We start from the raw sequence: 14,237 nt of genomic DNA on the forward strand, positions 1-14,237 counted from the left end.
AGTGCCGGTTTCGTGCGCCGGGCTTCAGGGCCAGGCACGCCGCGATCCCATATCCATAACGATACCGAGACAGATTCCATGACCGACCGCACCTTCGGCTTCGACACCCTGGCGCTCCACGCCGGCCAGATTCCCGACGCCGAGACCGGCAGCCGCGCCGCGCCGATCTACCAGACCACCTCCTACGTGTTCGATTCCCCCGAGCACGCCGCCAGCCTCTTCAACCTGCAGACCTTCGGCAACGTCTATTCGCGCCTCTCCAACCCCACCGTGGCGGTGTTCGAGGAACGGGTGGCGGCCCTCGAAGGCGGCCGGGCGGCGGTGGCGGTGGCTTCCGGCATGGCCGCCCAGATGATCGCCATCCTCAACCTGTGCCAGGCCGGTGACCAGATCGTGGCGGCCCGCACCCTGTACGGCGGCACCCACACCCAGCTCGACGTGAACTTCCGCAAGCTGGGCATCGACACCGTGTTCGTGGACCCGGACGACCCGGAAAACTTCGCCCGGGCCATCACCCCCAAGACCAAGCTGCTCTACGCCGAAACCCTGGGCAACCCGTCCCTCAACGTGCTCGACCTGGAAAATGTCGGCAAGATCGCCGCCCAGGCTGGCCTGCCCCTGTTCATCGACAACACCTTCGCCAGCCCCTACCTGTGCCGCCCCGGCGAGTGGGGGGCGGAGGTGGTGATGCACTCCGCCACCAAGTTCCTCGGCGGCCACGGCACCACCATGGGCGGGGTGATCGTCGAATCGGGCAAGTTCGACTGGTCCGTCGGCGACGGCCGCTTCGCCACCATGACCGAGCCCTCGGACGGCTACCACGGCGTGCGCTTCTTTGAAACCTTCGGCAACTTCGGCTTCACCATGAAGTGCCGCATGGAAGGCCTGCGCACCTTCGGCCCGGCCCTCTCGCCCCTTTCCGCTTTCTTGCTCCTGCAAGGCGTCGAAACCCTATCCCTGCGCATGGAGCGCCACTGCGCCAACGCCCTGGCCGTGGCCCGCCACCTGGAGGCCCACCCCCAGGTGGCATGGGTCAATTACCCCGGCCTGGCCTCCAGCCGCTACCACGACCTGGCGCAAAAGTACCTGCCCAGGGGCGCCGGCGCGGTGCTCAGCTTCGGCATCAAAGGCGGGAGTCAAGCTGGTGCGGCCGCCGGCGCTCGCTTCATCGACAGCGTCGAATTCCTCTCCCACCTGGCCAACATCGGCGACGCCAAGACCCTGGTGATCCACCCGGCCTCCACCACCCACCGCCAGATGAGCGAGGAACAGCAGCGCGCCGCCGGCGTGCCGCCGGACCTGATCCGTCTTTCGGTGGGCCTGGAGACCCTGGACGACATCCTGTGGGACATCGACCAGGCGTTGGAGAAGGCCTGCGCCTGAGGCCTGGAAGCTGAGGCATGGCCGGGGTCGTCCGTCAGCGACCCCGGACCGCCTCTGAGCAAACCGCCCCACCCGGAACATCGGGCCGGGCGGTTTTTTACGCCTCACGCCGCCTGCCGGGCAGGGGATGGTCCAGCGCGGGAGTCGGCGTTGAGGCCTGGGCTGTCCGGCTCCAGGGCCGTCGAGGGCGTTCGGTTCAGCCGGCCCTCCACCAGCCAGGCCAGGGAGTCCGGCCACAGGGTGGCGCGAAAACGGTCGTTGAACCAGGCGAAGTGGCCAATCCCCGGCACGCCGACATCGGCCGGCTTCAGATATAAATGGTGGCGCCGACTGTGGCGGTAATAGCCGAGCAGGCGCTCGATGGCTGCCGGGGTGCCGAAGGGGTCGTCGCTGAGGCTGACAGCCAGCAGGTCGCCTCTCATGGCGGCGAAATGGGCCAGGGGATCGTCGCCGTGGCGGCGCAGGTGGCGGTAGGCGGCTTCCAGGGTGGCGGGGCGGAAGGCCCATTCGTAGGCGGCGCCGGCCGGCAGATCCTCGTGCCAGCCCAGGCGGCGGGCGGGGAAGTAGCCGAGCAGGGCGGTCAGCGCCGGCATCAGCAGGTGCCAGCGCAGCCACATGCGCGCCTTGCCCGGGCCGTAGTCGGGCCAGTAGGCGTATTGGGCGCCGACAGTGAAGGCCCGGGCGACGACCCCGGCGTGGGGCGCCAGCCCGAGCAGCAGGCCGCCGATGCTGTGGCCCACCAAATGTACCGGTGCGTCCGGATAGGCGGTGCGGGCCCAGGCCAGGGCGGCGTCGCAGTCGTAGCGGCCCCAGTCGAGCTTGGTGATGTGCCGCCAGCGGCGCAGGCTGCCCTGGCGCGAGGCGCCGATGCCCCGGTAGTCGTAGGTCAGCGCCGCCAGGCCGTGCTCGGCCAGGTAGCGGGCGTAGCGGTGGTAGTAGTCGGCCTTCACCGCCGTAGCCGGGTTGATCACCACCACGCCCTGAGCCGCGCTGGCGGGGCGCCAGTGGTGGGCGGCCAGGGGATAGCCGTCCCGGGCGGTGAGGGTGAGGGGGGCCGGGGGCGGCAGCCCGTCGGTGATGTGCAGGGGCGCCGTCATTGCGGGGCGTCTCCCTGGGTCGGTAGGCCGCCGCTCAGGTGGGCGAGGCGCAGCCAGCCGGCCAATCCGCCGTGGCCGGACCGGTGCGCCAGGGTGAGGGGGGCGCTGGCGCCATCCACCTGGATGCGGGCGGCCTGGCAGGCGGAAACCACCAGATTGCCCGGGAAACGGACGGTGTAGGTCTGCCCGGCCTGGAGGAACAAGTCCCGGCCGGCGTCTTCCTCGGTGATCCACAGTTCGCCGCTCTGGCAGGTCACGGTCTGGCCCCGGGCGTCGGCCAGGGCCAGCACCTCGTGCCGGGGCAGTTCCAGGAGCAGGCCGGGTGCTGCGGCCCCCGGGTGGTGCCGCGCTTGCAGGATTGGGTGCATTTTCCTATCCTCCATTCATGCGTTTTTTATATGGTCCGCACTTGGGCGGACCGCCATGCACGAAGTATGGAAAGGCGCAGCGCTGGATACAAACGGAAAATCCGCATTGCATTAATGTTGAAAACGCATAAATAAATGGCCCCTGCCAATCTCCGCCAGTTACCCACCCTGGATAATCTCAAGGGCTTCGTCGCCGCCGCCCGGCACCTGTCGTTCACCAAGGCGGCCCTGGAACTATCCCTGTCCCAGTCGGCGGTCAGCCGCCAGGTCCAGGGGCTGGAGGAGCAGCTTGGCACGGCCCTGTTCCTGCGCACCACCCGGCAATTGCGCCTCACCCCGGCAGGGGAGCTGCTCTACCGCAACGCCAGCGACATGCTCGCCCGGCTGGCGGCGGTGGTGGACGACATCGCCAGCGCTGGCCAGCGTCCCCGGGTCACGGTGTCCGCCTCGATCGGCTTTTCCGCCCTGTGGCTGGTGCCCCGGCTGTCCGATTTCCAGGGGCTCCATCCCGATATCGGCGTGCGCCTTTCCGCCGACAACCGGCGGGTGGATCTGGAGGCCGAGGATGTGGATGTGGCGATCCGCTACTGCACGGCGGTCAACGCCCCGGCGGGTAGCCTCAAGTTGTTCGACGAGGTGCTGCTGCCGGTGGCCAGCCCGGCCCTGGCGGCGAGCCTGCCGGCCGGCCCGGCCCTGAACGGCGCGAATCTGCCGTCCCTCACTCTGCTGGCCCTGGAGGACGGCAGTGACTACCCGGGTTTGCGTTGGGAAAACTGGCTCGACCCCCTGGGACTGAGCGCGACCCAGGCCAAGGGGCTGCTCCAGTTCAACCACTACGACCAGTGCATTGCCGCCGCCCTGGCTGGCCACGGTGCTGCCCTGGGGCGCCTGCCCCTGATCCGCGACCGCCTCGGCGAAGGTCGCCTGGTGCCCCTGGCGCCGCCCCGGGATTCCGCCGACGGCCATGGTTATTACCTGTTGCGCGCCCCGGGCGGCCAGCGGCCCGAGGTGGCCCGCTTCGTCGCCTGGCTGCAAGCCGTGGCCACCCGGGAAAGCAGCGCCGACGCCATCATCCCCGACCATGCGTGACCTGCCGCCGCTCCACACCCTGCCGGCCTTCGAGGCCGCCGCCCGCCTGGGCAGCTTCCAGGCCGCGGCCGAGGCCCTCAACCTGACCCCGTCGGCGGTCAGCCACCGCATCCGCCTGCTCGAAGACTACCTGGGCCAGCCCCTGTTCGAGCGCTTGCACCGGGCCATCGCCCTCACCGCCGCCGGCCGCCGCTACCTGCCGGTGGTGCGCGAGGCCCTGTTGCGCCTCGACGAGGCCAGCGCGGGTCTGCGCGCACCCCACCAGGAGCGGTTGCGTATTTCCGTGGCGCCGGCCCTGGGCAGCAAGTGGCTGGTGGCGCGCCTCGCCGAGTATCAGGAAACCCACCCGGACATCGAGTTCAGCCTGGGCACCGCCACCAGCCTGGCGCCGCTCTTGGCCGGCGAGGCCGACCTGGGACTGCGTTACGGGGAAGAGGAATGGCCCGGCCTGCTCGCCTGGAAACTGTTCGAGGAGCGGGTTTTCCCCGTGTGCAGCCCGGCCCTGGCGGCGGGGCTGAAGACCCCGGCGGACCTGGACCGCAGCCGCCTGCTGCGCCATCCGCTGCTTTCCTGGCAGCGCTGGTTCGCCGCCGCCGGCATGGCTCATCCGGAGCCGGCCGAGGGCCCCCGTTACGACGACGCCCTGCTCATGCTCGAAGCCGCCGTGGCCGGCCACGGGGTGGCCCTGATGGTCGAAACCCTGGCCGCCCCCTACCTGGCCGAAGGCCGCCTGGTGCGGCCCTTCCCCCAGGATTGCCCGGACCACAGCTTCTATGTGGTCGCCCCGCCGAACATCGAGGAGCGGCGCGGCGCCATGGACTTCATCCGCTGGCTGGTGCGCTCGGCCCGCCGCGACGGCCTGGGGCGTCAGGCGCGGCCCGAATGAAAAACCCCGCCCGAGGGCGGGGTGGCATTCAGCCGGCCTAGCGTCGCTGGATCAGCTGGTGGTGCTGACCAGACCGCCCACGGCCGCCGCCGGGGTGGAGGCGTGGTTTTGCAGGGTCTGCTGCAGGGCCTGGAGGAAGGATTGCAGGGTCGGCTGACTGCCGCCTGCGGCACCACTCGATGCGCTGGCCGAGGTCGCTTGCCCCTGGGTGGCGCTCAACAGGTTCTGGAAGTCGCCCTGCAGGGTGGAGAGGGCGCTGTTGCCGGACGCGCTGCCGCTGCTGCCCAACTGGTCGATCAGGCTTTGCAGACCGCTGGCGAAGTTGGCGTAACCGGCCTGTACGCCGGAGGCAGCATTGCTGCCCTTGCCGCCGTTGTCGTCGCCATCGCCGTCGTTACCGGAGGCGTTGCTCCCGCCCTGGGATTGATGCAAGGCGGTGAACAGGTCGTGCATCAGCTTGTGCATGTCCTGACCCACGGACTGGGTGCCGGAGGCGGAAGTGGCGCCATCGTCGCCATCCCCGTCGCCCCCCTTGCCGCCTCGGGAACCCCGGCTTCCTTGGCCGGCGGGCAGGGAAATACCCAACTGGCTGAAGGCTTGCTGCACTGCGTTCATGAATTCGCCACCGCCGCCGCGATGATGATGGTGCTTTTCCGTTGCCTGGGCAGAGGAGGTGGCACTGGCGCCAGCAGCGCTGGTGCTGCTGGTCGAGGTCATCTGGTTGGTATAAAGCGAACTGCTATCGACACCAGAAATACTCATTTCCTGCTCCTTTTTTCGTTCTGAAATATGGCCGACTTGAAGGATGAAATCCTCCCCGGTTTTCAGGGAAGGGATTCAAGACGAAACGAGACGAAAAAATAATGACAGCTTGACGTCAGAATTTCTCCACCTCCCGGGGGCTTGCCTAGGCAATATTTCGGCCAGAAAGAAAAGAACTGGAGCTGCCGTTTTGCGGCGGTTTGTAATCAAATGTTAATGGGTGGCAATGAAGGCATTCTCATTTGCGATGCGTGGTTTTGGTATTGAATCATTTGGCATTTTGTATCGATTTTGATACGTATGAGGCATGGTTCCAGGGCAATATTTTCCTGTTTTACTGTTCTTGTATCACCCTGTTTTGTATTTGTTTTTATAAGTACAAATGAATATTGCCGGCGGGTTCGGCAATATTTGCCATGCTGGTTTTGGGTTGTTTGAATAAATGCACCAATTGGGTGCGAATCAGGTGCGAATTCGTTTTTTGATCGGGTGTTTTTTCGCGTTATCGTCAAGTTTTACAATTTTGACGTTGATCTGACATGCATTGCTTGCTGCAAATTGTGGTTGCAGCGAAATACTTCCACGACGGAACCAGGGGGATGGAGATAGGGCGACCGACGCACCCAGGTATGGCTTCGCCCTGGTGTGGCGCATGAGTGGTGCATGAGGGACCAGGCTCACCGCTGGGAGGTGGCCCAGGGCAGGGCTAGTTTGGCCTCCTCGGCGACCACGATTTGCCCATGCTTGCGCCTATCCCCGAGATGTTCCGCGTCAAGCTGGGGCTGGAGCTGTCGGGCTATCGGATGTTTCCGGAGGGGCTGTGGCGCCGGACGCGCCTAGTCGGGGAAGGCTTGCAGGTAGGCGGCCACGGCCCGCATGTCGACAGCGCTCAGGCCATGGGCAACGGTCTTCATGACGCTGCCCTCGGGACGTTCGTCAGTGCGCTGGAACACCATGAGCTGCTTGTAGAGATAGTCGGCGTGCTGGTAGGCCAGGCGCGGAAAGGTGGCGTTGCCTTCGCCACGTTCGCCGTGGCACGAGGCGCAGGGCGGGGTGTTGCTGTCCGGCAGACCGTCTCGGAAGATGCGCTGGCCCGCCTGTGCCAGGTCCGAGGCGACGGGGCCGGGGGAGCGGGGGCGCTGGCCAGTGAAGTAGTCGGCCAACCCCTCGATCTGGGCGTCGGTGAGCTTGCGGCTCAGCCCCCACATGTACTCGAAGCCGGCCGGGTCGAGGCGATTGTGGCTGCGGAACTGGCGCAGCTGGGCTTCCAGGTAGGCTTTCTGCTGGCCGGCCAGGCTGGGAAAGTTGGGGGAACGGGCGTTGCCATCGAGCCCATGGCAGTTCGAGCAGACCTGGGCCGCCAGGGTGGCGGCGGGAACGTTGGGATTCCCCAGGTCCCGGGAGCGTTCCAGGTTGACGCAGCCCCCTGTCGTCAGAAGGAGGGCGGCGGTCGCAAGGGCGGGTAGGGCATTCATGGTGTGCCTCCAGGCATCTGCTGCGTTCGTCCGGTGCCGTGGGCTCCGGCGGGCGGAATGTGGCGGGGCGGAGGGTCAGTACGCCGCCCAGAGGTAGAGGAAGGATAGGTTGTTGTCCTTGGCGCTGCGGCTGGAAACTCCGTCGTAGCCGGTCGTCCCGCCCATGAACTGGGTGTACTTGTAGTACTGGAAGCCGATGCGCACATACTGGAGCGGAGTCCAGAAGACCTCCGGTACCCACACCCGGGTGCCGGGCCGGTTGTTGGCCGAACCGGTGATCGGGTTGGCGGCATAGAGAATGGCGTCCTTGGACCCCTGGGAACTTACGTAGGACAGGCTGGCGCCATACTTGGCCTGGTAAATGTAGGTGGTGTTGAGCTTCAGCAGATCGATGGTGTTCGATGAGTTGGCGTAGGTGCCGGTGTAGGACGGATTGTTGCTGTTCCACAGGGCGTCGTCGTAGCTCTGCTGCTCTCGGGTGTAGGAGAACTGGGCAGAGAATGTGTGGGGATCGAGGATGCGCTGGAACTGGCCGTCGATGCCGACATCGTTGTTACGGACCAAGGGGGAGTGGGAGTCGGCAGGATCGGAATAGACCCGAGCGTTCAAGCCATGCAGGCCGATCATGGCGCTGTTGGGGCCCCAGTCGTGATTGAGCGCCAGCCGCCAGTACGGGTTATACCCTTTCAGCGTTGTCGTGCTGTCGCTGTTAACCCCTTGGCTCATGATCGAAAAAATGCCGTTGGCGTTGCGATAGAGGCCCGCCTCCGCATAGAGGGTGTTGTTCCAGAATGCATAAATATTGAGTCCGGCATTCTGGTTGCCTTGGGTCAGCATCGGGCTGAACTGGGGGCCGGTGAAGGCATTGGCCTGCAATCCCGCCGGACCGATCGGTGTCGGCACCATCTGGAAAGGGTTGTTGAAGGTGTTCCAGACGTCGGTGGTGCCGATGTTGTTGTTGAGGCTGGCGCCGAGGATCAGGTCGTGGTCGGCGTTGATGAAGCGGTCCGCATAGCGCAGATCGAACTGATCGGTGGCGCTGTGGCTGATCCACTTGCTATGGTCGTTCTGGTGGTCGTAGGGATTGAGGGTCCATTGCCCGAACAGACCCAGGTTGTCGGTAATCTTGCCACCGGCAAAGAGGCTGACCTGGGAAACGCTCACCAGCCCATCCCGAGGATAGTTGTCCGCAGGCATGGCGCCGTTGCCGCCGCTGCCGTTGGGGTCGAGCAGGGAACCGTTGGTCGTGTTGGCCACTTTGGTCATGCCGGCCTGGATCATGACGGAAATAGGGATGTTGTTGCGCACCCCGATCGTATAGCCGGTCAGTTTGAATATCCGACCATAAGGCGTCAGTGCCGGAAACTGTCCGCCAGCATGGCAAGCGACGCAGTTTTGTCCGGTTTGGCGGGCAAACAAAGGCAGCGCCGAAGCTTCGCCGGGAATGAGAAAGATTGGGATGGAAAGCAGGGCAGTGAAAACGGCTGCCGCCCGGCGCAGGAATCGATGGGATAAATCACCAAAACGTGCCATGGCCGCTCTCCCCAGATGGGTTGCTAAATGATTAAAACCCACCTTAGTTCATGGCGTGCGATTATTCAAAAGTCTTGAAAAATATATCAGGCAACGAGTTTGACTCTTGTTTCCAAAAATTGGCTTTGCATTTGTTTGTTTTTAATGGGGTTTGTTGGTTATTGACGGTAAGCTGACAAAATGGCCGTCTGGACGATTGCTTCCCAAGCAATTGCTACCTGAAAATTCACCCCGGTGTTTGGCCGCATTCCTGCTACAGCCCCGGCTGCTTCATTTTTTTTCTTTTGTTCATACCATGGCCCGCATTCAGATCGACCTACCCGAGCAGTACCTGTTTTCCACCGAACTGCCCCTCTACATCGGCCACATCAACTATGGCGGCCACCTGGACAACGGCCTGTTGCTGACCCTGGTGTCCGAGGCCCGGGTGCGCTTCTACAAGCACTTCGGCTATTCGGAGCTGGACGTGGAGGGGCTGGGCACGGTGGTGGCCGACGCGGCGGTGCAGTACAAGTCCGAGGCCTTCCACGGCGAGACCATGGTGGTGGAGATCGCCACCGCCGACCCGCACAAGTACGGCCTGGACCTGGTGTGGCGCATGAGCGACCAGGCCACCGGCCGGGAAGTGGCCCGGGGCAAGACCGGGGTGGTGTTCTTCGACTACGGCCAGCGCAAGATTGCGCGCATGCCCGAGGCCTTCGTCGCACGCCTGCAGCAGCCGGCCTGAGGGTTTACCGCGATGGGGGGCGCCGGCCCCTGCGGGCCGGCGCGGGGTGATGGGTTGGGTGATCGTCCCATTCCAGGGCTGTAACTTTTTTCTCCGCGGTTTCGTCCAATGGGCAAACACGCGGAGAAGCCCATGACCCATCACCCTGTTGCCGCTGCCGCCGAGCGCCAGAAAACCGAGGCGGCGTTGGTGGGGAGCATTCTGGCCGGAGACGCCCAGGCGTTCGAGAGCCTGATGCGCCAGCACAATCGCCGCCTGTTCCGGGTGGCGCGCAGCATCGTGCACGACGACGGCGAGGCCGAGGATGTGGTGCAGGAAGGCTACGTGCGCGCCTACAAGGGGCTGGCCGGCTTTCGCGGCGAGGCTCGTCTGTCCACCTGGCTGACCCGCATCGTCGTCAATCTGGCCATCGAGCACCGCCGCCACCCGCACCTTCCCGAGGCCGATGCCGGAGGTGGCGATTCCCCGGGTCAAGCGGGGGAGGCGGGCGCGATGGGCGCCGCGGCGTCCTTTGCCGAAACCCCGGAAACCCTGGCCATGCGCGGCGAACTGCGCCGCCTCATCGAGGCCTCGGTGGATGCCCTGCCCGAGGCCTACCGCAGCGTGTTCATCCTGCGCGCCGTGGAAGGCCTGAGCGTCGAGGAAACCGCGGCATCCCTGGGCATTTCCGAAGCCAACACCAAGACCCGCCTGCTGCGGGCCCGGGCCCAGTTGCGCCGCTCCCTGGGGCAGTGCCTGGGGCCCTTGCTGGAAAACGTCTTCGCCTTCGCAGGCAGCCGCTGCGACAGCATCGTGGCGCAGGTCTGCGCCCGCCTGGGGCTGGCTACCCCATCCCTGTCGCCCCCCGCGCCGTCCCTCCCGCCATCTCGGGAAGCGCCCGCCGCCCGGGGCTGAAGGAGAGCGTCATGCTTGTCCAAATCAATCCCTTTGCCTCCCTGGAGCAACTCAGCCGCCGCCGTTTTCTCGTCGGTTCGGGGGCCCTGCTGTCCGCCAGCACGGTGGCCCTGCTCGCCAATCGCCCGGCCCTGGCCGCCCAGTACGCCAAGAAGGGCGGCGACAAGGGCGATGCCGCCGCCGATGTGCGCATCCTCAACACCGCCCTGGGGGCCGAGCTGGAAGCCATCGCCGCCTACAGTGTCGGCGCCGGCAGCGGCCTGTTGCAAAAGCCGGTGCTCGACCTGGCGCTCCAGTTCCAGGGGCAGCACAAGGAGCACGCCGAGGTGCTGGCCAAGACCGTCGCCAAGCTGGGCGGCAAGCCCGCCGAGGCCAAGGCCCAGTACAGCTTTCCGACTGAAAAACTGAAAACCCAGAACGACGTGCTGGCCTTTGCCGCCGGCCTGGAGCAGGGGGCCGTCAGCGCCTACCTGGGGGCCGTGCCCCTGTTCCACGAGCGCGAACTGGCCAAGGCCGCCGCCAGCATCCTGGGCGACGAGGCCATGCACTGGGCCATCCTGCGCCAGGCCATCGGTCAGAACCCGGTGCCGGCCGCCTTCGTCTCATGACCCGGCGTGGCCGTGCCGCCGGCCTCGGTGTTGCCCTCTGCGTTCTGGTGGTTGCGGCCGCCGTCGCCGCCGGGGCGGCGCCTGGGGTGGGAGATCCGGCCCGGGGCGAGGCCATCTACGCCCGCTGCCAGGCCTGCCATGCCCTGGCCTACGACCGCACCGGGCCGCACCATTGCGGCCTGTTCGGCCGCCGCGCCGGGAGTGTGCCGGGCTTTACCTACTCGCCGGCCATGGTCCGCTCCGGCATCGTCTGGAATGGGTCGACCCTGGATCGCTTCCTCACCAACCCGACCCGCATGGTGCCCGGCACCCTGATGGGCTACGCCGGCATTGCCGATCCCCAGGAGCGGGCCGACCTGATCGCCTGGTTGCGCCAGGCGACGGTGAGCGGCGAGTGCGCCCACTGACCGCCGCCCCCTGGCCGGGTGCCGGGGGGCGGGCGATTCTTGGGTGAAATATATTCACCTCACACCCAGTTGTTTCGTTTGAGCGGCGTCCCGTGCCGTTCCATGCTGTCTTCACCGCCTCCTGCGGCTTGCCACCTGGCCCCACCGGGCTCTTCGGGTGTGTGCCGCCCCCGCCCGTTCCACCCTCGCTCGGATGTCCGCGCCCGCCATACCCCCGGTGGGCCTTTTTCGGCCGGACCGATGCGCCGGTCTTTGCGAACGCTGCGATTGAGGAGGATTTTCCATGTCCATGGAAGACCGTGACGGTTTCATCTGGCTCGACGGCCAGTGGTTGCCTTGGCGCGACGCCAGGGTGCACGTGCTCACCCACACCCTGCATTACGGCTACGGCTGCTTTGAAGGCATCCGCGCCTATGCCACCCCCCAGGGCCCGGCTCTGTTCCGCCTGCCCGAACACCTGCGCCGGCTCAAGGATTCGGCCCACATCCTGGCTCTGGACATGCCCTGGGACAGCGAGGCCCTGGCCGACATCTGCTGCGAGGCCGTGGCTCGTAACGGATTGGAATCGGCCTACATCCGCCCCCTGGTCTTTCTCGGCGCCGAAAAGGCCGGGGTGGACCCGGCCGGGGCGTCCACCCACGTCATGGTCGCCGCCTGGCTCTGGGGCGCCTACCTGGGCGAGGGCGCCCTGGAGCGGGGCATCAAGGTGCGCGTCTCCAGCTACGCCCGCCACCACCCCAACGTGCAGATGTGCCGGGCCAAGGCCATCTCCACCTACAGCAACTCCATTCTGGCGGTGCGGGAAGCCCGCCGCGACGGCTACGACGAGGCCCTGCTGCTCGACACCGACGGCTTCATCGCCGAAGGGTCGGGGGAGAACGTGTTCATGGTGCGCGACGGCCAGCTCTACGAGCCGGAGACCACCGCCGCCCTGGATGGCGTGACCCGCCGCACGGTGCACGTGCTGGCCCGGGAGATGGGCCTGACCGTGACCCCCAAGCGCATCACCCGGGACGAGCTGTACTGCGCCGACGAGGTGTTCCTCACTGGCACCGCCGCCGAGATCACCCCGGTGGTGGCCGTGGATGCCCGGCGCATCGGCGCCGGCACGCCGGGGCCGGTGGCCCGGGAGCTGCAACGGCGCTACTTCGCCTGCGTGCGTGGCGAGGATGAGCGCCACGCCGACTGGTTGCGCCTGGCTCGGGGCTGACCCGCTCCAGGCCGCCTTGTCGCCTGCGGAAACGATAAAACCGCCCCGGCGTGCCTGCCGCACTCCGGGGCGGTTTTTCTGTCTACGTTCATGGGCCGGCGTGGCCCGGACAAGAAAGGACGCTCATCATGAACGCTTGTTGCTGCCGTGCGCTGCCCGTGGTGGGGCGGATACTGCTGGCCCTGATCTTCGTCTGGTCCGGCTACGGCAAGATCACCGGATTCGAGGGGACGGTCGGCTACATCGCCAGCAAGGGTTTGCCCCTGCCCAGCCTGGCGGCCGCTGCCGCGGCGGCGGTGGAACTGGGCGGCGGCATCCTGCTCATCGTCGGCTGGAAGGCCCGCTGGGCGGCGGCGGCCATCGCCCTGTTCTCCCTGGCGGCGGCGTTCCTCTTCCACAACTTCTGGGCCGTGCCGCCGGAGATGGCGCAGAACCAGATGATCCACTTCATGAAGAACATCGCCATGGTCGGCGGCCTGCTCTACGTGGTGGCCCACGGCGCGGGGCCATGGAGCGTCGATGGGGAAGGGCAGGGCCGGTGCTGACGGTGCCGCCCGCCGGCCAGCGACGGGTGCGGTTGGGCAAGCACGCTTCGCCGCGCCATTTAATCCCTCATCCGTAACGACAACGGCCTCCCGAGGGAGGCCGTTGTCGCTGCCGGGGGAACCTGGGAGGCTCAAGCGGCGAGGAAATCCACCAGGGCCTGGGTGAAGGCCTCGGCCTGCTCCCAGTTGGAGATGTGGGAGGCGTCCAGTTCGACGTAGCGGGCGTCGGGGACGGCGGCTGCCAGTTCCTGGCCTTGCTGCGGCGTGGCCGCCAGGTCGTGGGTGCCGGCGATGACCAGGGTGGGGGCGGCGATGCGGCCCACCTGGTCGCGCAGGTCGGCGTCGCGCAGGGCGGCGCAGTTGCCGTTGTAGCCGGCCTCCGGGGTACGGCGCAGCATGTCCACCAGCTGGCGGGTCTGCACCGGCGCCCGGGCGCGGAAATCGGCGGTGAGCCAGCGTTCCACCAGGGCCGGGGCCATGGCGTCCAGGCCGTTCTCGCCCACGGCGGCGATGCGGGTCGCCCAGCCGTCGGCGGAGCCGATGCGGGCGGCGGTATTGCACAGCACCAGCTTGTTCACCCGCTGCGGGTGGGCCAGGGCCAGTTGCATGCCGGTGGGGCCGCCCATGGAGAGGCCGCAGAAGTGGGCCCGTTCGATCTTCAGGTGGTCGAGCAGGCCGGCCACGTCGTCGGCCAGCTGGGCGAAGGTGTACTCGCCGGCGGGGATCGACGACTTGCCGTGGCCCCGGGTGTCATAGCGCACCACCCGGAAGCGTTCGGCCAGGGCCGGCAGCTGGGGCGCCCACATGTCGGCGTTGGTACCCAGGGAATTGGACAGGACGAGGGCGGGGGCGTCGGCCGGGCCGTCCTCCACGTAGTAGAGGCGCGTTGCGCCGAGGTCTGCGTAGGGCATGGAATTCCTTGGCGGGTCAGAGGTAGCAGCGGCCGTCGACGTAGGCCTTGCGCCAGCGGGTGATGGTCACCCGGGCGAACAGGTCCGCCGCCGAGAAGGGGTCGGCGGCGATCAGCCGTTCCGCCGCTTCCCGGCTGTCCACATCGACCACGTACAGGCCGCCGCCGGCATCGCTGCCGTCGTCGTTGAGCTTCGCGCCACAGGACAGCAGCAGATGCTTGTGGCGGTCGAGGAACTCCAGGTGGGCCGGGCGGTGCTGCTGGCGCACCTGGGCGTGGCCCGGCTTGTCCCAGGTTTCGATGATATAGGGCATGGCGGACGTCTCCGGCAGCAGGTCAAAGG

Annotated in this window: 16 protein-coding genes; 9 read left to right on the top strand and 7 right to left on the bottom strand. The window is 66.8% G+C overall.

What is annotated here, in order from left to right:
• Nucleotides 1–78 precede the first annotated feature (78 nt).
• Nucleotides 79–1,383: an O-acetylhomoserine aminocarboxypropyltransferase/cysteine synthase family protein gene (locus tag OTERR_RS05845; RefSeq protein WP_149425120.1), complete on the top strand. Its 1,305-nt coding sequence runs from the start codon at nucleotides 79–81 to the stop codon at nucleotides 1,381–1,383.
• 104 nt (nucleotides 1,384–1,487) lie between these two features.
• On the opposite strand, the gene OTERR_RS05850 is transcribed toward OTERR_RS05845, so the two are convergent.
• Together OTERR_RS05850 and OTERR_RS05855 are read right to left on the bottom strand one after the other, a co-directional pair.
• Nucleotides 1,488–2,480 (bottom strand): alpha/beta hydrolase family protein, encoded by a 993-nt coding sequence (locus tag OTERR_RS05850; protein WP_149425121.1) that lies wholly within the window; start codon nucleotides 2,478–2,480, stop codon nucleotides 1,488–1,490.
• The gene (locus OTERR_RS05855) at nucleotides 2,477–2,848 is read right to left on the bottom strand and encodes a DUF2917 domain-containing protein (protein ID WP_187775317.1); all 372 of its coding nucleotides are present in this window, start codon (nucleotides 2,846–2,848) and stop codon (nucleotides 2,477–2,479) included. The genes OTERR_RS05850 and OTERR_RS05855 overlap by 4 nt, the downstream gene beginning before the upstream one ends.
• Nucleotides 2,849–2,983: 135 nt before the next feature.
• Here OTERR_RS05855 and OTERR_RS05860 point away from each other — a divergent pair, with 135 nt between their 5' ends.
• Together OTERR_RS05860 and OTERR_RS05865 are read left to right on the top strand one after the other, a co-directional pair.
• Nucleotides 2,984–3,937, top strand: a complete 954-nt coding sequence (locus OTERR_RS05860) for a LysR substrate-binding domain-containing protein (protein ID WP_149425123.1) — start codon at nucleotides 2,984–2,986, stop codon at nucleotides 3,935–3,937.
• Nucleotides 3,930–4,823: a LysR substrate-binding domain-containing protein gene (locus OTERR_RS05865; RefSeq protein WP_149425124.1), complete on the top strand. Its 894-nt coding sequence runs from the start codon at nucleotides 3,930–3,932 to the stop codon at nucleotides 4,821–4,823. Before OTERR_RS05860 ends, OTERR_RS05865 begins: the two co-directional genes overlap by 8 nt.
• 51 nt (nucleotides 4,824–4,874) lie before the next feature.
• Here the strand turns inward: OTERR_RS05865 and OTERR_RS05870 are convergent, their stop codons facing one another.
• From OTERR_RS05870 to OTERR_RS05880, 3 genes are all read right to left on the bottom strand, one after another.
• Complete coding sequence (locus OTERR_RS05870) at nucleotides 4,875–5,585, bottom strand: hypothetical protein (protein ID WP_149425125.1); 711 nt, start codon at nucleotides 5,583–5,585, stop codon at nucleotides 4,875–4,877.
• Between the two features lie 836 nt (nucleotides 5,586–6,421).
• Nucleotides 6,422–7,060 carry a c-type cytochrome gene (locus OTERR_RS05875; RefSeq protein ID WP_149425126.1) on the bottom strand — a complete coding sequence of 213 codons (639 nt, stop codon included), beginning with the start codon at nucleotides 7,058–7,060 and terminating at the stop codon, nucleotides 6,422–6,424.
• Between the two features lie 75 nt (nucleotides 7,061–7,135).
• Nucleotides 7,136–8,368: a cytochrome C gene (locus OTERR_RS05880; RefSeq protein ID WP_149425127.1), complete on the bottom strand. Its 1,233-nt coding sequence runs from the start codon at nucleotides 8,366–8,368 to the stop codon at nucleotides 7,136–7,138.
• A gap of 520 nt (nucleotides 8,369–8,888) precedes the next feature.
• Here OTERR_RS05880 and OTERR_RS05885 point away from each other — a divergent pair.
• From OTERR_RS05885 to OTERR_RS05910, 6 genes are all read left to right on the top strand, one after another.
• On the top strand, nucleotides 8,889–9,320 hold the full coding sequence (locus OTERR_RS05885) for an acyl-CoA thioesterase (RefSeq protein WP_149425128.1): 432 nt from the start codon (nucleotides 8,889–8,891) through the stop codon (nucleotides 9,318–9,320).
• 132 nt (nucleotides 9,321–9,452) lie between these two features.
• Nucleotides 9,453–10,214, top strand: coding sequence for an RNA polymerase sigma factor (locus tag OTERR_RS05890; RefSeq protein WP_149425129.1), 762 nt, complete (start codon nucleotides 9,453–9,455; stop codon nucleotides 10,212–10,214).
• 11 nt (nucleotides 10,215–10,225) lie between these two features.
• A complete protein-coding gene (locus OTERR_RS05895) occupies nucleotides 10,226–10,822 on the top strand; it encodes a ferritin-like domain-containing protein (protein WP_054622471.1) in 597 nt (198 codons plus the stop codon).
• On the top strand, nucleotides 10,819–11,229 hold the full coding sequence (locus OTERR_RS05900; protein WP_149425130.1) for a c-type cytochrome: 411 nt from the start codon (nucleotides 10,819–10,821) through the stop codon (nucleotides 11,227–11,229). Before OTERR_RS05895 ends, OTERR_RS05900 begins: the two co-directional genes overlap by 4 nt.
• Before the next feature lie 283 nt (nucleotides 11,230–11,512).
• A complete protein-coding gene (locus tag OTERR_RS05905) occupies nucleotides 11,513–12,439 on the top strand; it encodes a branched-chain amino acid transaminase (RefSeq protein ID WP_149425131.1) in 927 nt (308 codons plus the stop codon).
• Nucleotides 12,440–12,567: 128 nt separating this feature from the next.
• On the top strand, nucleotides 12,568–12,984 hold the full coding sequence (locus OTERR_RS05910; RefSeq protein ID WP_054622474.1) for a DoxX family protein: 417 nt from the start codon (nucleotides 12,568–12,570) through the stop codon (nucleotides 12,982–12,984).
• Between the two features lie 131 nt (nucleotides 12,985–13,115).
• On the opposite strand, the gene pcaD is transcribed toward OTERR_RS05910, so the two are convergent.
• The gene (pcaD, locus tag OTERR_RS05915; RefSeq protein WP_149425132.1) at nucleotides 13,116–13,895 is read right to left on the bottom strand and encodes a 3-oxoadipate enol-lactonase; all 780 of its coding nucleotides are present in this window, start codon (nucleotides 13,893–13,895) and stop codon (nucleotides 13,116–13,118) included.
• Nucleotides 13,896–13,911: 16 nt separating this feature from the next.
• Entirely contained in the window at nucleotides 13,912–14,208 is a 297-nt protein-coding gene (locus tag OTERR_RS05920; RefSeq protein ID WP_054622476.1) for a YciI family protein, read from the bottom strand.
• Nucleotides 14,209–14,237 lie beyond the last annotated feature (29 nt).

It is taken from the genome of Oryzomicrobium terrae (assembly GCF_008274805.1).
In the GTDB taxonomy this organism is placed as follows: domain Bacteria; phylum Pseudomonadota; class Gammaproteobacteria; order Burkholderiales; family Rhodocyclaceae; genus Oryzomicrobium; species Oryzomicrobium terrae.